We start from the raw sequence: 19,938 nt of genomic DNA, 5'->3' as shown, positions 1-19,938 counted from the left end.
TGCCGATGACAAGAGTCCACGGCGAAATTGGTTTAGACCTGTCTGGGGTGGTCGTTCACACCGGACTGCACAGCTCGTCCGCCGCGCTCCCGTCCTCTCTCACGTCCCCGAACACCTTCCCGGTCCGACCGAGCAGATACGCCTGCGCCTCGCCCACGTGGAAGTACATCCCGTGCAGCTCCAGCGTCCCGGCGGCCAGCGCCCGCGCGACCGGGGCGTGCGCTCGCAGGTGCTCCAACTGCTGCACCACGTTGGTCAGGCACAGCTGCTCCACCGCGCCGGCGGGCGCCCGTCCGGCCAGCCGGGGCCGGGCGCGCCGGACGTCGGCCATCCGTTCCAGGCTCGGCAGGCCGTGCCTGAGCCACCGGCTCAGCGGCGTCGCCGCACCCCCGGGCTCGGCGGCCAGCAGCGCCTGCATCGCCCCGCACCCGGAGTGCCCGCACACCGTGATGGACCGCACCTTCAGTACGTCCACGGCGTACTCGACCGCGGCCGCCACCGAGTCGTCGCCGTGCTCCTCGCCCGGCGCCGGCACCAGGTTGCCGACATTGCGGACGACGAACAGGTCGCCGGGACCGCTGGCGGTGATCATCGACGTGACGAGCCGGGAATCGGCGCAGGTGAGGAAGAGCTGCGCGGGCCGCTGTCCCTCCCGGGCGAGCCGAGCCAGCTCCTCCCGCACCAGCGGCGCGGTGTTGCGCTGGAACGAGCCGATCCCCCGGGCGAGTTCCTGCCCCGCTTCCTGCCCCGCTTCCTGGCCGCCCTCCCGGTCCGTCTCCCGGCCCGCCGGGGCGGCGGCAGGTTCCGGGAAGCAGGACCGGTGAGTGCGCCAGGGGGTCCAGGGGAGGCAGCGGCACGGGGTGGACGGGCGTGTCCCGGCGGTCCGGATTCCGCCGCGCCGGCCCGACAGCTCGGCCGTACCGCCTCGCGCGGTGTGGGCGCTCTGCCAGTCCTGCAGTGACTCGTACGCCGCGTGGTCCATGAACGAACCGTCCAACTCCACGACGGCGTGGGCGCCTTGGGGTACGAGATGCAGGGTGCGGCTGAGCCGGGGCACCGCGAGGAACGTCAACTGACCTCGGATCCGTACGTGATGGACTCCTTCCTTCTCTGCGTGGGTGATGCGGGTGCGGGCGAGGCGGTGCAGGGCGAGGGCGACCGCCATGGCGACCCCGAGGGACACGCCCTGGAGGACGCCGAGGAGCACCACGCCGAGTGCGGTCGCGGCGTAGACCGGCACTTCGCGGTGGCGCGTCACCGTGCGGATGTGGTGCAGGGACACCATCTGGATGCCGACGGCCATCACCAGGGCGGCGAGGGAGGCGAGCGGGATCTCCTCCAGGATCGGGACCATCAGCAGCGCGGCGACTACTACGAGAACGCCGTGCAGCATCGCGGAGTTCCGGCTCAGGGCACCGGAGTTCACATTCGCGGTACTGCGCACGGCCACCCCGGCGACGGGCAGTCCGCCGAGCGCCCCGGAGACGATGTTGGCGGCGCCCTGGCCCAGCAGCTCCCGGTCCAGATCGGAGCGGCCGACCCGCGGGACCGGGCCGGGGCGGGATCCGAGCAGCCTGTCCACGGCCACCGCGCCGAGCAGCGACTGCACGCTGCACACCAGCGTGGTGGTGAGCACGGCGGCGGCGAGGCCCAGCGCCGGGCCCTCCGGCAGTCCGGCCAGGGCGTGGCTGCGCCAGGACGGCAGGTCGACGCGGGGCAGGGCCAGGCCGGTGAGGGCCGCCGTCGCGGTGGCCCCGGCCACGGCCACGAGGCCGGCCGGCACGCTCCGGAGCAGCCGGCCGGGGCGGCCCGGCAGGCGGGGCCAGACCAGCAGCAGAGCGAGGGTCAGCGCGCTCATCGAGACGGCGCCCGGATGCAGGGCGGCCAACTGGGCGGGCAGGGCCCGCAGGTTGGCGAGGACGGAGCTGTCCGGGCTGCCGCCGAGCACGATGTGCAGCTGGGCGACGGCGATGGTGATGCCGATCCCGGCGAGCATGCCGTGCACCACGGCCGGGCTGACCGCGAGCGCGCCGCGCGCCACCCGCAGACAGCCGAGACCGAGCTGGGCGAGTCCGGCGAGCACGGTGATGCCGCAGGTCGTCCGCCAGCCGTAGCGGTGGATCAGGTCGGCGGTGACCACGGTGAGCCCGGCGGCGGGACCGCTGACCTGGAGCGGGCAGCCGCCGAGCCGGCCGGCGACGAGTCCGCCCGCGGCGGCGGCGACGAGACCGGCCTGGAGCGGGGCGCCGGTGGCCAGGGCGATACCCAGGGACAGGGGCAGGGCGATCAGGAAGACCGTGAGGGAGGCGGACAGGTCGGCGCCCGCCACGGGGAATTGGCGCCGGTGGCCCGGTGGCGGGCCGTGCGGCAAAGGCGGCTGCTGCGGGTGCGGGGGTGCGCAGGCTGACATGGTCCCGTCTCCTCCGGGGCGGCACGGTCGCGGACTGGGCGGGATGGATCAACGTCGGTAAATGAATCGTAATGACAGGTAAAGGCAATGCATAACTTTCCGGGGCAAATAGCCCAACCGATCACTCGCATGGGTGAACTAATCATTTGATCGGCTTGTCGTACTAATTCCTTCTTGCTTTTGTGCGACCTTGGCGGCGCCGCTGGGGCAATCCCGGCACATCACCAGAAAGCAGTCCTCGTCAGCGCTTGCCAGAGAGAAGGAAGAAGGTGGGCGGAACATGACCGCCAACCAGAGGATCGCCATCGGCGTTGTGATCGCCGCGGCCTGTGCCTCGTCGCTCGCCGGTTGCGCGACCGGCTCCCACGGTTCGAAGGAAGGGGTGTCCGGCCCGCGGAAGGGGCCTCCGGTTCCCCGGAGCATGCTCCGGCTGATCGGTGACGGATCCACCGCGTACACCGGCTCGCAGCCGCATCTGCCCAGACCGGAGCGGCTGAAGCCGGGTCAGAAGCCGCCGCAGTTCGTGGTGTTCTCCTGGGACGGCGCGGGCGAGGACAGCCAGAAGCTGTTCTCGCACTTTCGCAAGGTCGCCAAGGAGAACGGCACGACCATGACGTACTTCCTCAGCGGCGTGTACATGCTGCCGGAGGAGAAGCGGGAGCAGTACAAGCCGCCGCAGCACTCGCCGGGCAGTTCCGACATCGGCTTCAACGACGAGAAGGGGATCGCCGACACCGCCAAGCAGGCACGGCTCGCGTGGCTGGAGGGCAACGAGATCGGCACGCACTTCAACGGCCACTTCTGCGGGCCCGACGGCGGCGTCGGTACCTGGTCGGTGGACGAGTGGAAGAGCGAGATCGACCAGGCCAAGCGGTTCGTGAAGACCTGGAAGACCAACACCGGCATGAAGAAGTCGGCTCCGCTGCCCTTCGACTACGACAAGGAGCTGATCGGCGCCCGCACCCCCTGCCTGGAGGGCCAGGGCAACTTCATGAAGGCGGCCCACCAGTTGGGCTTCCGCTACGACTCCAGCGGGGTCAACGAGCAGGTCTGGCCCAAGAAGAAGGAGGGCCTGTGGGACCTGTCGATGCAGCTGGTGCCCTTCCCCGGGCACACCTATGAGCAGCTGACCATGGACTACAACTTCATGGTCAACCAGTCCGGCACCGAGACCCAGGGCGACCCTGACAAGTTCGACTACTGGGGTGACCAGATGCGCGACGGCCTCGTCAAGGGCTTCTACCGGGCCTATGACGGCAACCGCGCGCCGCTGATCATCGGCAACCACTTCGAGTCCTGGAACGGCGGCACCTATATGCGCGCCGTCGAGGACACGGTGAAGGAGGTGTGCAACAAGCCCGACGTGCGCTGCGTGTCCTTCCATCAGCTGGTCGACTGGCTGGACGCCCAGGACCCGCAGGTCCTGGAGAAGCTGCGCACCTTGCAGGTGGGCGAGGCTCCCAGGCAGGGCTGGGCGTCCTTCCTGTCCGGTCACCCGGCCCCGGCGCCTAAGGGCGTGCCGGGGGCGCCGCCGGTCAAGCCGTAGACGTCAGGAAGGAGACGTCATGCGGTGGGGGCAGACGGCAGGGGGCGGACGGCGGGGGCGAACGGCAGGCATCACGCGGGAGTTGTCACGCCCGCGTCGATGTCCTCGCTGAGCACGAAGCCGGGGTCGACCTGCGCCGCCAGGTCGGCCCCGGTGCGCTCATTGCCCCATGCCTCGGCGTTCCTCAGGTGGAAGTGCACCATCTGGCGGGTGTAGCGCTCCCAGTCCCGCAGCTCGTACGTGGCGTCCGCGGTGGCCCGCAGGGTGTGCAGGGCGCGGGCGTTGGCGTCCTCCAGGAGGTCGAACCGGGGCGGCCGGCCCTTCTCCATGGCGCGCACCCAGTCCGAGCGCCCGACCGTCACCAGCAGGTCGTCCCCGACCTCCGCGCGCAGGAAGTCGATGTCGTCCTGTTCCTGGATCTTGTTGCCGACGACCTTCAGGGCGACGCCGAAGTCGCGGGCGTACTCCTTGTACTGGCGGTAGACGGAGACCCCCTTCCGGGTCGGCTCGGCGACGAGGAACGTCATGTCGAAGCGGGTGAACATGCCGGAGGCGAAGGAGTCCGAACCCGCCGTCATGTCGACCACGACGTACTCGTCGGGGCCGTCGACGAGGTGGTTCAGGAACAGCTCCACCGCTCCTGTCTTGGAGTGGTAGCAGGCGACCCCTAGGTCGGCGTCCGTGAAGGGGCCGGTGACCATCAAACGGACGGCGCCGCCGTCGAGTTCCACCGGTCGTGCGCAGGCGTCGTAGACCGGATTCGGCTCCCGCACCCGGACCAGCCGTGAGCCCTCGCCGGGCGGGGTCGTCTTGATCATCGTCGCGGCGGAGTGGATGCGCGGGTTGGTGCCGCGCAGATGGTCCTTGATCAGTGACAGTCGCTCGCCCATGGCGGGCAGTGCCGCGGCCTCCGCCTCGTCGAGGCCGAGCGCGGGACCGAGGTGCTGGTTGATGTCCGCGTCGATGGCGACCACCGGAGCGCCGGTGGCCACGAGGTGGCGGATGAAGAGGGAGGAGAGCGTGGTCTTGCCACTGCCGCCCTTCCCGACGAAAGCAATTTTCATGTTCACCAAGGGTAGTCAGGCGATAGCTGTATGTGTCAGGCGGAAGTGAAGAAGACCACTCCTTCGAGGGGTGGGCCGCTGCGGTGCGTAGGGTCGTACTCATGAGTACGACAGGCGCGAACGCCGACCCGCTCGCGGCCCTGGGCTCCCTGCCCGGTGTGCCCGACTCCGTGGAGTCCGTACGCAAGGCCGTGGACCGGGTCTACGGGCATCGGATCATGCGGCGCCGCAGCACCGAGATCACCGCCGAGGCGGCCCTGCGCGGCGCCCGCGGCTCGGCGGCACTGTCCGGCGCCGACTGGGCCCTGGAGGAGGTGCGGCGACGCACCGACTTCGGCGGCGACGCCGAGGCGCGCGTGATGGGCGCCGCCCTCAGGCTGTCGGCGGAGGCGGGACAGCTGCTGTCCATCTGGCGGCAGTCACCCCTGCGAGTGCTGGCCCGGCTGCACCTGGTGGCCGCGGCGAGCAAGGGTGACGAGGTCGGCAGGCCGCGCCAGGCCGGCGAGAGCGTGGACGAGCCGCTGATCGAGCTGCCGCTGCCGGACGCCCGGGAGGTCTCCGGCCGGCTGGAGGGGCTCGCGGACCTGATCATCGCCGGAACGTCCGCGCCCGCGCTGGTGACGGCCGCCGTGGTGCACGGCGAACTGCTCGCGCTGCGGCCCTTCGTGTCCCACAACGGCCTGGTCGCGCGCGCGGCCGAGCGGCTCGTCCTGATCGGCAGCGGCCTGGACCCGAAGGCGATCTGCCCGGCCGAGGCCGGCCACGCCGAACTGGGCCGCGCCTCCTACCTGGCGGCGCTGGACGGATATGTCTCCGGCACCCCCGAGGGCATGGCGACCTGGATCGCCCACTGCGGCAGGGCGGTCGAGCTGGGTGCACGCGAGTCGACGGCCGTGTGCGAGGCACTGCAGCGCGGTGCGGCCTGAGGGGGCGGCTCGGGCCGGAAGCGGCCGGACATGGGTTGCGGCGGTACGAGGACTCGTACCGCCGCTGGCATGCTCACCGGGTTACCAAGCGTCCTCGATATCTGCCCATCAGGCCGGGGAACTTTGCCCGTCACCTGGTGCGGCTGGCCCGTAATCGACGGGTCGACGTCGCGTGGGTGCCCGATGTTCATGTGGGGTCCGTGGGCCAAGTGCGTAGTGGTAGGTGATCCTCTCGGATGTCCTTTGGTCTCGCGGGCCTAAGGACTTTGTACCGCGCCCTGGAGGGAAGCGGAACCCCTGCCTGCAGTTCTTTACTTTCAGCCTCAAACAGGTGTGAAACGGGCGTCGGTCAGGCGGTGCTCCGACGCCGGTTGGCGTACCAGACGAGGCCGGCGGTCGCGGCCGCCGCTCCTATGGCCGCCGCCGCGACCAGCGCGGGCCGGGGCGGTACGGAGAACGCGGGCAGCCGCTTCTTGAGTGGGACCGGCCGGCGGAACTCGAGAACCGGCCAGCCGCGCGCGGCCGCCTCGCGGCGGAGCGCGCGGTCCGGGTTCACCGCGTGCGGGTGCCCGACGGTCTGCAGCATCGGCAGATCGGTCGCGGAGTCGCTGTAGGCGTAGCAGCGGTCGAGGTCGTAGCCCTCGGACTCGGCCAGCTCCCGGATCGCCTCGGCCTTGGTCGGGCCGTAGGCGTAGTACTCCACCTCGCCGGTGAAGCAGCCGTCCTCGCCGACGACCATGCGCGTGGCCACCACCCGGTCCGCGCCCAGCAGCTCGCCGATGGGCTCGACGACCTCGGCGCCCGAGGTCGACACGATCACCACGTCCCGCCCGGCCGTGTGGTGCTCCTCGATGAGGGAGGCGGCCTCGTCGTAGATGATCGGGTCGATCAGGTCGTGCAGGGTCTCGGCGACGATCTCCCGCACCTGCTGCACGTTCCAGCCGCGGCACAGGGTGGACAGATACTCGCGCATGCGCTCCATCTGGTCGTGATCCAGGCCTCCGGCCAGGAACACGAACTGGGCATATGCGGTGCGCAGAGCGGCCCTGCGGTTGATCAGCCCGCCTTGGTAGAAGGACTTGCTGAACGTGAGTGTGCTCGACTTCGCAATGACCGTCTTGTCCAGGTCAAAGAAGGCTGCTGCGCGGGGCAAGGAGTGGTTTTCCACGCCCCTGAGCATAGGCGCCCACCATTCGGCGTAAGGTGGGGCGCGTGGGTTTGCCTGAGAGGGCTCTCGGGTACACCATGGAAGTCACGGATCGTTCGCGACCGTGCTAACCCGGTCCGACTCCTCCCCCCCCGAGTCGGCCGTGGGGACGACCCCCGCTCTCCCCCCCGGCGGGGGTCGTCGCATGTCCGGGCGGGTTTTCGCCCTTCTCTCCCCCTTCGCCTGGCCGCAGGGCCGACATCGTGCCGTCGCGGCCGCCGCTTCCGTGCGCCCATGATTCGTTACTCCCGGTAATCATCGCGCTGCTCTGTGGAAGTCGCACAGAGGTCGGTACAGGGTCACCGGTGTGGGTGACGGCGATATTCACAGCCTCCGAGTTGTCCACAGTTTTCCACCAAGATCCACTTGATTTCGAGGATCGCTGCACCGTGATTCCAGCGCGCTCGGGCCATGGCGAGTTCATGTCCGGTTCCGATTGTCCGAGTGCGTATGGCCGGTTTCCGTCGGCCGTTCATATGGGGGGCCGCTTGGCGGTTCTTCACACCTTTGGGAATCGCGTGGCCGCAGGGGCTGCGCGGCCCACGCAGCGAAGGGGGAACACCCGTGACCGCAGCCGTCACCCACGACCCGCCGCCCGGTACCGGAGACCGGCCGGGCCGGCCGCTCATCGTCACCGAGGACGCCGACATCCTGGACGACCTGCTGCGCCTGTGCGCGGCCGCAGGTGCCACACCCGAGGTCCACCACGGCGTGCCGGAGCACGGCGACGTCTGGCAGACGGCCCCGCTGGTGCTCGTCGGCGACGACGCCGCCCGCCGGGTCGGCGGGGCTCCCCGCCGGCGCGCAGTGGTGCTGGTCGGCCGGGACCAGGACGACCCGGGGGTGTGGAAACGCGCCGTGGAGATCGGCGCGGACCACGTCCTGATGCTGCCCGACGGCGAGCAGTGGCTGGTCGACCGGATCGCCGACGTCGCCGAGGGCGTCGGCCGCCCGGCCCTCACCGTCGGGGTGATCGGCGGCCGGGGCGGCGCCGGTGCCTCCACGCTCGCGTGCGCGCTCGCCGTCACCTCCGCGCGTGAGGGACTGCGCACCCTCCTCGTGGACGCCGATCCGCTCGGCGGCGGGCTCGACGTACTCCTCGGCGGCGAGAGCACCGACGGACTGCGCTGGCCGGCCTTCGCCGCCTCCCGCGGGCGCGTCGGTGGCGGTGCCCTGGAGGAGTCCCTGCCCGAACTGCACTCCCTGCGGGTGCTGAGCTGGGACCGCGGCGACTGCGTCGCCGTCCCGCCGCAGGCGGTGCGCGCGGTGCTCGCCGCCGCCCGGCGGCGCGGCGGCACGGTCGTGGTCGACCTGCCCCGCTGCCTCGACGACGGGGTCGCCGAAGTCCTCGCCCAGCTCGATCTGGCGCTGCTCGTCGTCCCCGCCGACCTGCGCGCGGTCGCGGCCGCCGGGCGGGTCGCCTCCGCCGTCGGGATGGTCGTGCGCGACCTGCGCGTCGCGGTACGCGGGCCGTACGCACCGGGTCTGGACGACCGGGAGGTTGCCCGCCTGCTCGGCCTGCCGCTGGCCGGCGAGGTGCCGGTCGAACCCCCGCTGCTGCGTCCCCAGGGCGGTGCGAAACCGCCCGGCGCCACCGCACGCGACCCGCTCGCCCGCTTCTGTACGAACTTCTGGGAGCGCGCGCTGGTCGAGGCCGGAGGCACCCGATGAGCCTGCCCGGACTGGACCGCGCGGACGGCGCCGCCCTGCTCGACGGCGTCCGGCGCCGGCTGGCCGAGAGCGGCGCCGAACCCACCCCCGCGCGCGTGGCCCAGGCCCTGCGCGAACAGGGCCGGGTGCTCGGCGACGCCGAGGTCCTCGGCGCGGCCCGGCAGCTGAGGTCCGAACTCGTCGGTACCGGCCCCCTGGAGCCACTGCTCGCCGACCCGGACGTCACCGACGTCCTGGTGTCCGCCCCGGACCGGGTCTGGGTGGACCGCGGCGGCGGACTGCAGCTGACCGCGGTCACCTTCCCCGACGCGACGGCCGTACGACGCCTTGCGCAGCGGCTGGCCGCCGTGGCCGGACGCCGGCTGGACGACGCCCGGCCGTGGGCGGACGCCCGGCTGCCCGACGGCACCCGCCTGCACGCGGTGCTGCCCCCGGTCGCCGTCGGCTGCACCTGCCTCGCCCTGCGGGTCGTACGGCCCCGGGCGTTCACGCTGGAGGAACTCGTCGAGGCCGGCACCGTGCCGCCCGGCGGCGACCGGATCCTGCGCGCGCTGCTGGCGGCCCGGCTCTCCTTCCTCGTCAGCGGCGGAACCGGTAGCGGCAAGACGACTCTGCTCAGCGCACTGCTGGGCCTGGTCGGAGCGGGCGAGCGGATCGTGCTCGCCGAGGACTCGGCCGAGCTGCGACCGGACCACCCGCACGTCGTCAGGCTGGAGACCCGCCCCGCCAACCAGGAGGGCGCCGGCCTGGTCACCCTGGAGGACCTCGTCCGGCAGGCGCTGCGGATGCGGCCCGACCGGCTGGTCGTCGGCGAGGTCCGCGGACCCGAGGTGGTGCATCTGCTCGCGGCTCTCAACACGGGCCACGAAGGCGGCTGTTGCACGGTCCACGCCAACGCCGCCGGAGACGTGCCGGCCCGCCTGGAGGCGCTGGCCACGGCCGCCGGGCTCGACCGGGCCGCACTGCACAGCCAGTTGGCGGCCGCGCTCTGCGTGGTCCTGCACCTCGCACGGGACCGGTCCGGACGGCGCCGGATCGCCGAGGTGCATGTGCTGGAGCGGGATGTCACGGGGCTGGTCCGGACGGTGCCGGCCCTGCGCTGGGGCGAGCGGGCCTTTGTGCGGGAGCGGGGCTGGGAGCGGCTGCGGCACCTCCTGGACGCCGCGGACGAGTTCGGGAAGGACCGAGAAAGGTGACGGAAGTGACCGGTGAGGCGTCCATGGCGGCCGCGCTGATCTGTCTCGGCGCGCTGGTCCGGCTGCTGGGCGAGCGGCATTACGGGGTGCGGCGGGCCCGGTTGCTGCTCGCGGGCGGCGGAGTGGTGGCGACCGGCCCGCCCTGCTGGGACCAGGCCCGCGCGGAACTACGGCGACTGCGTGGTCGGCTGGGTCCCGAGTGGTGGGCACTGGCGGCCGGCCTGTTGCTCGGGCTGCTGGGGGCCTCGGTGATGCCGGTCTTCGCGGGGGCGGCCGGGGTGCCGGTGCTGCGCCGGGTGCGGCTGGCCCGGCAGGCCCGGCTCAGCCGGGAGCGGCGGACCGACGCGGTGATCGCCCTGTGCGGGGCCCTCGCCGCGGAGGTGCGCGCCGGACGCCAGCCGGGCGAGGCGCTGCTGCGGGCGGCGCAGGACTCCGGCGGACTCGGCGAGGCTCAGGCGGCCATGGTCGCGGCGGCGCGGTTCGGCGGGGACGTGCCCGGCGCGCTCGCCGCGGCGGCCCGGCAACCGGGCGCCGAGGGTCTGCTGGGGCTGGCCGCGTGCTGGCGGGTGGCCGTGGACCAGGGCGCCGGACTCGCGGCCGGCCTGGACCGGCTGGAGACGGCCCTGCGCGCCGAGCGGGACCGACGGGCTGACCTGCGGGCCCAGTTGGCGGGCGCGCGGGCGACCACCGTGCTGCTCGCCGTCCTGCCCGCCCTCGGCCTGCTCCTCGGCGCGGCCATGGGCGCGGACCCCCTCCATGTGCTGCTCCACACCGGCCCCGGTCTCGGCTGCCTGACGGTCGGGTCGGCGTTCGAGGCGGCCGGCATGTGGTGGGCGGTGCGGATCGTGCGGGCTGCGGGGGCGGTGTGAGCGGGGGAGCGGCGTGCCGGGGTGCGGCGCGGGGTGGGTGCCTTGGACCGGGACGGAGCGGAGGAGAGCGGGCGGTATGAGCGGGGAAGTTGTCCACAGGTTGGGGATGGTCGGCGGTGTGACGCTGGTCCTCGGCTGGGTGGCCTGGCGGTGGGATCTGCTCCGGCGGCGGCGTCGGGCGCGGAGGCGGGTGGCCGAGCTGCTGGGCCTGGAAGTCCCGGTGTCCAGGCCGCGGTTCGTGCCGGCGGACGCCGCGCGGCGGTGGCTGCCGCCGGCCGGGGCGGTGTGCGGGACCTGGGTCTTGGTCGGTGGCGTGACCGGGGCCGTGCTGGGGCTGGGGGCCGGGGTCCTGCTGTGGCGGTGGCGGAGCCGGAAGTCCGCAGTCGACCGGGCGGAGCCGGTCGACGCCGCCGCGGTCGCACACCAACTCCCGCTCGCGGCCGACCTGCTGGCCGCCTGCGTCGCGGCCGGCGCCGGCCCGGTGATCGCCGCCCAGGCGGTGGGGGAGGCGCTCGACGGGCCCGTGGGGCGGGCGCTGGCGCAGGGCGCGGCGGAGGTGCGGCTCGGCGGTGAACCGGCGGACGCCTGGCGGGGATTGGCCGCGCTGCCCGGCGTCGGAGCCCTGGCGCGGCTGCTGGAGCGGGCCGACGAGTCCGGGATTCCGGCGGCCGGCCCGGCCGCCCGCCTCGCCTCGGACGCCCGCGCGCAGTGGGCCCGTACCGCGACGACCCGGGCCCGGCGCGCGGCCGTACTGATCTCCGCGCCGGTGGGCCTGTGTTTCCTGCCCGCCTTCATCGCGGTCGGCGTACTGCCCGTCGTGATCGGGCTCGCGGGCTCGGTGGTGGGAGGCAGGTGAGGCGTACGAGAGCGAACGAGCCCGCGCAGGCACCGGGAAGTCGTGACGGAAACAGCAGAGAAGAACACCGAAAGACCTGAGTCTCACGGGGGTTGGAATGCGCAGGAAGATCAAGGAAGTGGCGGTACGGCTGCGGGGGAAGGGCCGCGGGGACGCCGGAATGGTGACGTCCGAGTACGCGATGGGGATCATCGCGGCCGTCGGGTTCGCGTTGCTGCTCTACGAGGTCGTCACCAGCGGTCAGGTCCGGGCGGAGCTGCAGGACATCGTGAAGAAGGCCCTCAGTGCGCGGATGTGAGCGAGGGGCGGACCGGGGGTTCGTGACCGCAGAGGCGGCCGTGGTGCTGTGCGTGCTGGTGGCGTTCACGATGGCGCTGGTCTGGGGGCTGCTCGTGGTGGCCGCCCAGATCCGGTGCGTGGACGCCGCCCGCGTCGGTGCCCGGGCCGCCGCCCGCCAGGACCCGGCCGACGCGGTGGTGACCGTGACCCGGGAGGCGGCCCCGCGCGGGGCGCGCGTGACCGTCGGGCGCGAGGGCGACCGGGTCCGGGTGACGGTGGTGGCCAGGCCCCCGGTGCTGAGCGGGCTGCCGTTCGAGGTGCGGGAGGAGGCCGTCGCGCAGACGGAGGAGACGCAGGAGACCGCAGGAGCTGGGGAGAGCGCAGGGTCTGGGAAGACCGCGGTGGCTGGGGAGGCGAGGCCGTGAGGGGAGGTAGGGCGCGGGACCGGCAGCAGTCGGACCGGGGGTCCGCCACCGTGTGGAGCCTGGGGGCGATCGCTGTGCTCTGCGTGGTGTTCGGCGCCGTACTGGCACTCGGGCAGGCCGTCGTGGTCCGGCACCGGGCGGCCGGCGGCGCGGACCTTGCGGCGCTCGCTGCGGCGGACCACTGGACCGAGGGCGGCGCGGCGGCCTGCGCGCGGGCCGAGCGGGTGGCGGCGGCGCAGGGCGTACGGCTGGTGCGGTGCGCGATCGTCGGCGAGACCTCGGACGTGACGGCGGCCTCGGGAAGAGGGCCGTTCACGGCGGAGGTCAGGGCCAGAGCGGGGCCGGCGGGTCCGGTGCCGCCCATGCTCAAGCCCGGGGCACCTGTCCCTGCCCCCGAGCCGGCGCGGCCGGATGGCCTTCGCTCCCCGGATGCCCTGGGCTCCCCGGACTCACCGGGCTCTCCGGGCCCTCCTCGGCCTCCTTCTCCTGCGGCGCCCCCCGCAACAGCACCGTGAGGAGCCGTACCGCCCCCCTCTTGTGCAGCGGATCGTTGCCGTTGCCGCACTTGGGGGACTGGATGCAGGACGGGCAGCCGGCCTCGCACTCGCAGGAGGCGATGGCCTCGCGGGTGGCGGTGAGCCAGGCACGGGCGGTGTGGAAGGCCCGCTCGGCGAAGCCCGCGCCGCCGGGGTGGCCGTCGTAGACGAAGACCGTGGGGAGCAGGGTGTCGGGGTGGAGGGGGACGGAGACACCGCCGATGTCCCAGCGGTCGCAGGTCGCGAAGAGGGGGAGCAGGCCGATGGAGGCGTGTTCGGCGGCGTGCAGGGCGCCGCCGAGGATCTCCGGGTTGATCCGGGCCTCGTCCAGCTGATCGTCGGTGACCGTCCACCACACTGCGCGGGTGCGCAGCGTACGAGGAGGGAGGTCGAGTTTCGTCTCGCCGAGCACTTCGCCGGTGATGAGGCGTCTGCGGAGATAGGAGACCACCTGGTTGGTGACTTCGACCGAGCCGTAGCAGAGCCGGCCGGCGCCCCACGGGATCTCGGTGTCCGTCTCCAGGATGGAGATCGCGGTGGTGTCGCGGGCCATCGTGGAGTACGGCGGATCGGCCTGCTCGACCAGGGCGACCGCGTCCTCCAGGTCCAGCTGGTGCACCAGGTAGGTGCGGCCCTGGTGCAGATGGACCGCGCCCTCGTGGACCGTGGAGTGCGCGGCGCCCGCGTCGACCGTGCCGAGCAGGCGGCCCGTGCCGGACTCGACCACCTGCACCGGGCGGCCGCCCGCGCCGCGGATGTCGGTCAGGTCGGCGGCCCGCTCGCGGCGCGTCCAGTGCCAGGCCTTCGTCCGCCTGCGCAGCAGCTTCGCGGCCTCCAGCTGCGGCAGTACATCCGCGCAGGCGGGCCCGAAGAGGTCCAGGTCCTCCTCGGTCAGCGGGAGTTCCGCGGCGGCGGCGCACAGGTGCGGGGCGAGGACGTAGGGGTTGTCCGGGTCGAGGACGGTGGACTCCACCGGTTGGTCGAACAGGGCCTCGGGGTGGTGGACCAGGAAGGTGTCCAGCGGGTCGTCACGGGCGACGAGCACCGCCAGGGCACCCTGCCCGGCGCGGCCGGCGCGGCCCGCCTGCTGCCACAGGGACGCGCGCGTGCCCGGGTAGCCGGCGATCACCACCGCGTCCAGGCCGGAGACGTCCACACCCAGCTCCAGGGCCGTCGTGGCGGCAAGGCCGAGGAGTTCGCCGGAGTGCAGAGCACGTTCCAGGGCGCGGCGCTCCTCGGGGAGGTAGCCGCCGCGGTAGGCCGCGACCCGCCGGACCAAGGAGCGGTCGACCTCGGCCAGCCTCTCCTGGGCGATCACCGAGATCAGCTCGGCGCCGCGCCGGGACCGTACGAAGGCGACCGAGCGCACGCCCTGCACGGTGAGGTCGGTGAGCAGGTCGGCGGTCTCGGCGGTGGCGGTGCGCCGTACGGGAGCGCCCTTCTCGCCGTGCAGTTCGGTGAGCGGGGGCTCCCAGAGGGCGAAGACGAGTTCTCCGCGCGGGGAGGCGTCGTCGGCGACCTCGATCACCGGCAGGCCGGTCAGCCGCCGTGCGGCGACAGCGGGCTCGGCGGCGGTCGCGGAGGCCAGCAGGAAGACGGGCGAGGCGCCGTAGCGGGCGCACAGGCGGCGCAGCCGGCGCAGCACCTGGGCGACGTGCGAGCCGAAAACGCCCCGGTAGGTGTGGCACTCGTCGATGACGACGTACTTGAGCGACTTCAGGAAGGAGGACCAGCGCGGATGGGAGGGGAGTATCCCGCGGTGCAGCATGTCGGGGTTGGTGAGGACGTAGTTGGCGTACTGGCGGATCCACTCCCGTTCCTCGACCGGGGTGTCGCCGTCGTACACGGCGGGGCGCACGCGGCTGCCGAGAGGTTGTGAAAGTTCCTTCACCGACCGGCACTGATCCGCCGCGAGTGCCTTGGTGGGGGCCAGGTACAGGGCGGTGGCACCGCGGCCGTTCGGCGCCTCGGAGCCGTCCAGGAGGGTGGACAGGACGGGCATCAGATACGCGAGGGACTTGCCCGAGGCGGTCCCGGTGGCGACGACCACCGAGTCGCCGTCCAGGGCGTGCTCGGCGGCCAGTGCCTGGTGTGCCCAGGGGTGTTCGATGCCGCAGGCCTGGACGGCCGCGATCACCTCGGACCGAATCCGGTCAGGCCAGACGGCATGGCGGCCCGCGCGCGGGGGCAAGTGCTCCGTATGAGTGATACGCGCAGACCGGCTCGGCCCGGACGCGAGCCGGTCCAGGACCGCGCCCGGAGACGGGCGGGGCGCCGGGGCCGCCGGGGATCGATCGGATCGGTGATTCTTGGCCATTGGCACCGAGTGTGTCACTGGCGTGACGGACAATGGGGCCAAGGCGTCGTGCACGCCTGCCGGTAAGTGATTGAATGCCATCGCGGCTGGCGAAGCGTCCCGAGGGCCGCAAGCCGAGGTGCCCGAGGGGCGACCGCTCGATAGCAAGGTGCTGGAGGATCCGTGGACCTGTCCCTGTCGACCGAGACCGTCGGCGATCGTACGGTCGTCCGAGTCGGTGGCGAAATCGACGTGTATACCGCGCCCAAGCTGCGCGAGCAGCTGGTCGAGCTGGTGAACGACGGGAATTTCCACCTCGTCGTCGACATGGAGGGCGTGGACTTCCTCGACTCCACCGGGCTCGGCGTGCTGGTCGGCGGCCTGAAGCGAGTGCGTGCCCACGAGGGCTCGCTGCGCCTGGTCTGCAACCAGGAGCGCATTCTCAAGATCTTCCGTATCACCGGCCTCACCAAGGTGTTCCCGATCCACACCTCGGTCGAGGAAGCGGTGGCGGCCACCGACTGACCCTGGGTCCGTCATCGGCGTCGGGCTCCAGCCGGAGCCCGTACGCCGTGCGGTCCCGTCCGGGCCCATGAAGGGGTCCGGGTGCAGAAGCACAGCAGGGGGTGCGGGCTTTCGGCGGCCCCGCCCTCCCACCGCACGCCCGTAGTCGCGAGGGGGATGCATGGCCACCGTCGAACTCCGCTTCAGCGCGCTGCCCGAGCACGTCCGGACCGCCCGGTTGGTGGCGGCCGCGGTGGCACGCAGGGCAGGAGTGGACGAGGCTGTCCTCGACGAGGTCCGGCTCGCCGTCGGCGAGGCCTGCTCCCGTGCCGTCGGTCTCCACCAGAGCAGCGGCATCAGCGCGCCGGTGAAGGTGGCGCTGATCGAAGAGGAGAAACAGTTCTCCATCGAGGTCGGTGACGAGGCGCCGCATGCCGTCCCGTCGGACACGCCCGGCGCCGGGCGGGAGAGCGAGGCGGAGATCGAGGAGGACGAGATGGGCCTCGCGGTCATCAGCGGCCTCGTCGACGACGTCGAGGTCACCACCGGACAGGACGGCGGCCGGATCCGCATGACCTGGCCGACCACACCGCCGGCCGCGGCGCTGCTCTGAGCGCCGCCGTTCCACCTTCCGAGGGCCCTGCCGAGCAGGGCCCTTCGTGTTTTCCCGACACGCCCACGAATTCGTGAATGAATTCACGATCAAAGCCCCTCGAGAATTGATCAAGCAGCCAATACAGGGACCCATGGCTCGTCAACGGTTCGAGGGCATTACTCCATTCGGGTTCGATGGCGGGATCGCGATCATTTGCTGATGAGCCCGTTGAGGCTAATTCCGTTTACCGCGCTCTGTTGAGATCACTCCGAGGTACCTAGAATCCGTCCACATCTTGAGCTCAGCCCAAGCGTCAAGGAGGACGAATGGCGGGGCTTTCCATCCCTCAATCGGATCACCCTACTTCCCTCGCGGCAGCGGTCCTGACCGACGACAACCGGATCATCGTGGCCGTCATCGCGGCGGTCGCCCTGGCCGCGTTGGTGGTCGCGGGGATCCTGGTGCGCCAGGTGCTGGCCGCGGGCGAGGGCACCGACAGCATGAAACGGATCGCCGAAGCGGTCCAGGAAGGGGCGAAGGCGTATCTCGCCCGGCAGTTGCGCACGCTCGGCGCATTCGCTGTCGTCGTCTTCTTCCTGCTCATGCTGCTGCCCGCGGACAACTGGAATCAACGTGCCGGCCGGTCGGTGTTCTTCCTGATCGGTGCGGCGTTCTCGGCGGCCACCGGCTATATCGGCATGTGGCTCGCCGTGCGCAGCAATGTGCGGGTCGCCGCGGCGGCCCGGGAGGCCACACCGGCACCAGGCGAACCGGAAAAAGATCTCACCACCGTCTCGCACACCGCGATGAAGATCGCATTTCGCACAGGCGGCGTAGTCGGCATGTTCACGGTGGGGCTCGGCCTGCTGGGCGCCTCCTGTGTGGTGCTGGTGTACGCCGCCGACGCGCCGAAGGTGCTGGAGGGCTTCGGCCTCGGCGCCGCCCTGATCGCCATGTTCATGCGGGTGGGCGGCGGCATCTTCACCAAGGCCGCCGACGTCGGCGCCGACCTGGTCGGCAAGGTCGAACAGGGCATTCCGGAGGACGACCCGCGCAATGCCGCGACCATCGCCGACAACGTGGGCGACAACGTCGGCGACTGCGCGGGCATGGCGGCCGACCTCTTCGAGTCGTACGCCGTGACCCTGGTGGCCGCGCTGATCCTCGGCAAGGTGGCCTTCGGCGACTCCGGACTCGCCTTCCCGCTGCTGGTGCCCGCCATCGGCGTCATCACGGCGATGATCGGCATCTTCGCGGTCGCCCCCCGCCGCACCGACCGCAGCGGCATGACCGCGATCAACCGCGGCTTCTTCATCTCCGCGGTGATCTCGCTGGCGCTGGTCGCGATCGCCGTCTTCGTCTACCTGCCGTCGAAGTACTCCGATCTCGACGGGGTGACCGACGCGGCGATCAGGGGCAAGGGCGGCGACCCGCGGATCGTCGCCCTGGTCGCGGTGGCGATCGGCATCCTGCTCGCCGCCGTCATCCAGCAGCTGACCGGCTACTTCACCGAGACCAACCGGCGCCCGGTCAGGGACATCGGCAAGACCTCCCTCACGGGCCCGGCCACGGTCGTCCTGTCCGGCATCTCGGTGGGCCTGGAGTCGGCCGTGTACACCGCGCTGCTCATCGGGCTCGGCGTGTACGGCGCGTTCCTGCTCGGCGGTACGTCGATCATGCTGGCGCTGTTCGCGGTCGCCCTGGCCGGCACCGGTCTGCTCACCACGGTCGGTGTGATCGTCGCCATGGACACCTTCGGGCCGGTCTCCGACAACGCGCAGGGCATCGCCGAGATGTCCGGCGACGTCGAGGGCGCGGGCGCACGGGTGCTCACCAACCTGGACGCGGTCGGCAACACGACCAAGGCCATCACCAAGGGCATCGCCATCGCCACCGCCGTCCTCGCCGCATCGGCGCTGTTCGGGTCGTACCGCGACGCGATCAACACCAATGTGCAGGAAGTCGGGGCGAAACTCACCGGCCCCGGTGCGCCGATGAGTCTGTCCCTGGACATCTCGCAGCCCAACAACCTCGTCGGCCTCATCGCGGGCGCCGCGGTCGTCTTCCTCTTCTCCGGACTGGCCATCAACGCCGTGTCACGCTCGGCGGGTTCGGTGGTGTTCGAGGTGCGGCGGCAGTTCCGTGAGAAGCCCGGGATCATGGACTTCACTGAGAAGCCCGAGTACGGCAAGGTCGTCGACATCTGTACCGCGGACGCCCTCAGGGAGCTGGCCACACCCGGTCTGCTCGCCGTGATGGCGCCCATCTTCATCGGGTTCACGCTCGGCGTCGGCTCGCTCGGCTCCTATCTCGCCGGTGCGATCGGCGCGGGCACGCTGATGGCCGTGTTCCTCGCCAACTCCGGCGGCGCCTGGGACAACGCCAAGAAGCTGGTGGAGGACGGCCACCACGGCGGCAAGGGCAGTGAGGCTCACGCGGCCACGGTGATCGGCGACACCGTCGGCGACCCCTTCAAGGACACCGCGGGGCCGGCGATCAACCCGCTGCTGAAGGTCATGAACCTGGTCTCGCTGCTCATCGCGCCCGCGGTGATCAAGTTCTCGTACGGCAGCGACAAGAACCTGGCCGTACGGATCACGATCGCGCTCCTCGCCCTCGTGGTGATCGTCGTCGCCGTGTACATCTCCAAGCGGCGCGGCATCGCCGTCGGCGACGACGAGAGCACCGAGCGGATCTCCAACTCGGCGAGCACGGCGGTCGTTTCGTAGCAGTACTCCCGGGACTGTCGGAGAAGCCCCGCACAACAGGCGGGCGGACGGCGCGTGCTGACGTGCCGCCCGCCCGCTGTCGTCTGTGGGCTCGCCCACGTGGTGAGCCTTCTCTCTCAAGGTGCAAAGAGTCACAAACAGAGCTTTGGAGGGCGTTCGGGGTGCAGGGGGTGTGCGTCCGCCGTGTAGGGTCCGTGGGCCGAGAGCCATGGAAGGGACCGATCCGGTGAACAAGAAGCTCACGGCCGCGCTGTCCGGCGGTGCGGTACTGGTGGCGGCGCTGACGGGATGCAGCAGCAGCGGCGGCGGCGACAAGGGGCCCGATCCGAAGCTCGTGGCCTGGGCCAAGACGGTGTGCGACCCGCTGCCCGCGCAGCAGGCGAAGATCTCGGGCGCCTTCGACGCGCTCGCGAAGGTCGCCAAGGACGGCCCGCCGAAGGACGTCCAGAAGACCGACTCCCAGGCCTTCCAGGACCTGGCCGACGGCTTCAAGGCACGCGCGACCACCCTTTCCGGCGCGGGGGCGCCTCCCGGCGTCGACGACGGCGCGGGCAAGCAGCAGGACGCCGTCAAGAAGCTCACGGCCCTGTCCGCGGCGTATGTCGATCTCAAGAAGCGCGTGGACGGGCTCGACACCAAGGACCAGACGAAGTTCGCCTCCGGTCTGGGTGACCTCTCGGACCGGATGAAGACGGTGGCGGCACAGTACGACGGCGTGATCACCTCCCTGCAGAACCTGGAGAAGGGTGACGTCAACGCGGCGGTGACCAAGCAGTCCGGCTGCACGAAGGCCTCCGCGTCGCCGTCGCCGGCCAAGAGCTGAGTCGCC

The 19,938-nt window shown here is 71.8% G+C and carries 16 protein-coding genes and 1 pseudogene; 13 read left to right on the top strand and 4 right to left on the bottom strand.

Features of this window, described 5'->3' with window-relative positions; all coding sequences use genetic code 11:
- Positions 1 to 55: 55 nt before the first annotated feature.
- The gene (locus AB0L75_RS04270) at positions 56 to 2,410 is read right to left on the bottom strand and encodes a SulP family inorganic anion transporter (protein WP_365175150.1); all 2,355 of its coding nucleotides are present in this window, start codon (positions 2,408 to 2,410) and stop codon (positions 56 to 58) included.
- Between the two features lie 280 nt (positions 2,411 to 2,690).
- On the opposite strand from AB0L75_RS04270, the gene AB0L75_RS04265 reads away from it, so the two are divergent.
- Positions 2,691 to 3,956, top strand: coding sequence for a hypothetical protein (locus tag AB0L75_RS04265; protein WP_365175148.1), 1,266 nt, complete (start codon positions 2,691 to 2,693; stop codon positions 3,954 to 3,956).
- 71 nt (positions 3,957 to 4,027) lie between these two features.
- Here AB0L75_RS04265 and AB0L75_RS04260 read toward each other — a convergent pair whose 3' ends face one another.
- Positions 4,028 to 5,026, bottom strand: a complete 999-nt coding sequence (locus AB0L75_RS04260; RefSeq protein ID WP_365175146.1) for an ATP-binding protein — start codon at positions 5,024 to 5,026, stop codon at positions 4,028 to 4,030.
- Positions 5,027 to 5,121: 95 nt separating this feature from the next.
- On the opposite strand from AB0L75_RS04260, the gene AB0L75_RS04255 reads away from it, so the two are divergent.
- Positions 5,122 to 5,946: an oxidoreductase gene (locus AB0L75_RS04255; RefSeq protein WP_365175144.1), complete on the top strand. Its 825-nt coding sequence runs from the start codon at positions 5,122 to 5,124 to the stop codon at positions 5,944 to 5,946.
- 349 nt (positions 5,947 to 6,295) lie between these two features.
- Here the strand turns inward: AB0L75_RS04255 and AB0L75_RS04250 are convergent, their stop codons facing one another.
- Complete coding sequence (locus AB0L75_RS04250; RefSeq protein ID WP_365175142.1) at positions 6,296 to 7,126, bottom strand: HAD-IB family hydrolase; 831 nt, start codon at positions 7,124 to 7,126, stop codon at positions 6,296 to 6,298.
- A 591-nt stretch (positions 7,127 to 7,717) separates the two neighbouring features.
- Between AB0L75_RS04250 and ssd the strand changes: the two genes are divergently transcribed.
- From ssd to AB0L75_RS04215, 7 genes and pseudogenes are all read left to right on the top strand, one after another.
- The gene (gene ssd / locus AB0L75_RS04245) at positions 7,718 to 8,824 is read left to right on the top strand and encodes a septum site-determining protein Ssd (protein ID WP_365175140.1); all 1,107 of its coding nucleotides are present in this window, start codon (positions 7,718 to 7,720) and stop codon (positions 8,822 to 8,824) included.
- The gene (locus tag AB0L75_RS04240) at positions 8,821 to 10,020 is read left to right on the top strand and encodes a TadA family conjugal transfer-associated ATPase (RefSeq protein ID WP_365175138.1); all 1,200 of its coding nucleotides are present in this window, start codon (positions 8,821 to 8,823) and stop codon (positions 10,018 to 10,020) included. The genes ssd and AB0L75_RS04240 overlap by 4 nt, the downstream gene beginning before the upstream one ends.
- Positions 10,021 to 10,043: 23 nt before the next feature.
- Complete coding sequence (locus AB0L75_RS04235) at positions 10,044 to 10,889, top strand: type II secretion system F family protein (protein WP_365176443.1); 846 nt, start codon at positions 10,044 to 10,046, stop codon at positions 10,887 to 10,889.
- A gap of 76 nt (positions 10,890 to 10,965) precedes the next feature.
- On the top strand, positions 10,966 to 11,745 hold the full coding sequence (locus AB0L75_RS04230; protein ID WP_365175136.1) for a type II secretion system F family protein: 780 nt from the start codon (positions 10,966 to 10,968) through the stop codon (positions 11,743 to 11,745).
- Between the two features lie 97 nt (positions 11,746 to 11,842).
- Positions 11,843 to 12,043, top strand: a complete 201-nt coding sequence (locus AB0L75_RS04225) for a DUF4244 domain-containing protein (RefSeq protein WP_365175134.1) — start codon at positions 11,843 to 11,845, stop codon at positions 12,041 to 12,043.
- Positions 12,044 to 12,065: 22 nt separating this feature from the next.
- On the top strand, positions 12,066 to 12,449 hold the full coding sequence (locus AB0L75_RS04220) for a TadE family type IV pilus minor pilin (protein ID WP_365175132.1): 384 nt from the start codon (positions 12,066 to 12,068) through the stop codon (positions 12,447 to 12,449).
- A pseudogene (locus AB0L75_RS04215) lies at positions 12,446 to 12,781 on the top strand (Rv3654c family TadE-like protein); the annotation flags it as partial. The gene AB0L75_RS04220 and the pseudogene AB0L75_RS04215, both read left to right, overlap by 4 nt.
- Positions 12,782 to 12,815: 34 nt before the next feature.
- Here AB0L75_RS04215 and AB0L75_RS04210 read toward each other — a convergent pair.
- Entirely contained in the window at positions 12,816 to 15,383 is a 2,568-nt protein-coding gene (locus tag AB0L75_RS04210; protein WP_365175130.1) for a DEAD/DEAH box helicase, read from the bottom strand.
- An 81-nt stretch (positions 15,384 to 15,464) separates the two neighbouring features.
- On the opposite strand from AB0L75_RS04210, the gene bldG reads away from it, so the two are divergent.
- The 4 genes from bldG (at position 15,465) to AB0L75_RS04190 (ending at position 19,932) form a co-directional block, all read left to right on the top strand.
- The gene (bldG, locus tag AB0L75_RS04205; RefSeq protein WP_023547751.1) at positions 15,465 to 15,806 is read left to right on the top strand and encodes an anti-sigma factor antagonist BldG; all 342 of its coding nucleotides are present in this window, start codon (positions 15,465 to 15,467) and stop codon (positions 15,804 to 15,806) included.
- Between the two features lie 160 nt (positions 15,807 to 15,966).
- Entirely contained in the window at positions 15,967 to 16,398 is a 432-nt protein-coding gene (locus tag AB0L75_RS04200) for an ATP-binding protein (RefSeq protein ID WP_365175127.1), read from the top strand.
- 308 nt (positions 16,399 to 16,706) lie between these two features.
- Positions 16,707 to 19,109, top strand: a complete 2,403-nt coding sequence (locus tag AB0L75_RS04195; protein WP_365175125.1) for a sodium-translocating pyrophosphatase — start codon at positions 16,707 to 16,709, stop codon at positions 19,107 to 19,109.
- 208 nt (positions 19,110 to 19,317) lie between these two features.
- Positions 19,318 to 19,932, top strand: coding sequence for a small secreted protein (locus AB0L75_RS04190; protein ID WP_365175123.1), 615 nt, complete (start codon positions 19,318 to 19,320; stop codon positions 19,930 to 19,932).
- The last annotated feature ends 6 nt before the right edge of the window (positions 19,933 to 19,938 follow it).

The sequence above is a fragment of the Streptomyces sp. NPDC052101 genome, assembly GCF_040680235.1.
Taxonomy (GTDB): Bacteria; Actinomycetota; Actinomycetes; order Streptomycetales; family Streptomycetaceae; genus Streptomyces.
Note: the sequence above shows the minus strand (reverse complement) of the source record. Positions and strands in the feature narration are given on the sequence as shown.

What these genes read in the sequence shown, in the direction of transcription:
- AB0L75_RS04270 (WP_365175150.1), bottom strand. Translation starts at nt 2,410, where the DNA reads ATGTCAGCCTGCGCACCCCCGCACCCGCAGCAGCCGCCTTTGCCGCAC.
- AB0L75_RS04265 (WP_365175148.1), top strand. Translation starts at nt 2,691, where the DNA reads ATGACCGCCAACCAGAGGATCGCCATCGGCGTTGTGATCGCCGCGGCC.
- AB0L75_RS04255 (WP_365175144.1), top strand. Translation starts at nt 5,122, where the DNA reads ATGAGTACGACAGGCGCGAACGCCGACCCGCTCGCGGCCCTGGGCTCC.
- AB0L75_RS04250 (WP_365175142.1), bottom strand. Translation starts at nt 7,126, where the DNA reads ATGCTCAGGGGCGTGGAAAACCACTCCTTGCCCCGCGCAGCAGCCTTC.
- AB0L75_RS04240 (WP_365175138.1), top strand. Translation starts at nt 8,821, where the DNA reads ATGAGCCTGCCCGGACTGGACCGCGCGGACGGCGCCGCCCTGCTCGAC.
- AB0L75_RS04235 (WP_365176443.1), top strand. Translation starts at nt 10,044, where the DNA reads ATGGCGGCCGCGCTGATCTGTCTCGGCGCGCTGGTCCGGCTGCTGGGC.
- AB0L75_RS04230 (WP_365175136.1), top strand. Translation starts at nt 10,966, where the DNA reads ATGAGCGGGGAAGTTGTCCACAGGTTGGGGATGGTCGGCGGTGTGACG.
- AB0L75_RS04225 (WP_365175134.1), top strand. Translation starts at nt 11,843, where the DNA reads ATGCGCAGGAAGATCAAGGAAGTGGCGGTACGGCTGCGGGGGAAGGGC.
- AB0L75_RS04210 (WP_365175130.1), bottom strand. Translation starts at nt 15,383, where the DNA reads ATGGCATTCAATCACTTACCGGCAGGCGTGCACGACGCCTTGGCCCCA.
- AB0L75_RS04200 (WP_365175127.1), top strand. Translation starts at nt 15,967, where the DNA reads ATGGCCACCGTCGAACTCCGCTTCAGCGCGCTGCCCGAGCACGTCCGG.
- AB0L75_RS04195 (WP_365175125.1), top strand. Translation starts at nt 16,707, where the DNA reads ATGGCGGGGCTTTCCATCCCTCAATCGGATCACCCTACTTCCCTCGCG.
- AB0L75_RS04190 (WP_365175123.1), top strand. Translation starts at nt 19,318, where the DNA reads ATGGAAGGGACCGATCCGGTGAACAAGAAGCTCACGGCCGCGCTGTCC.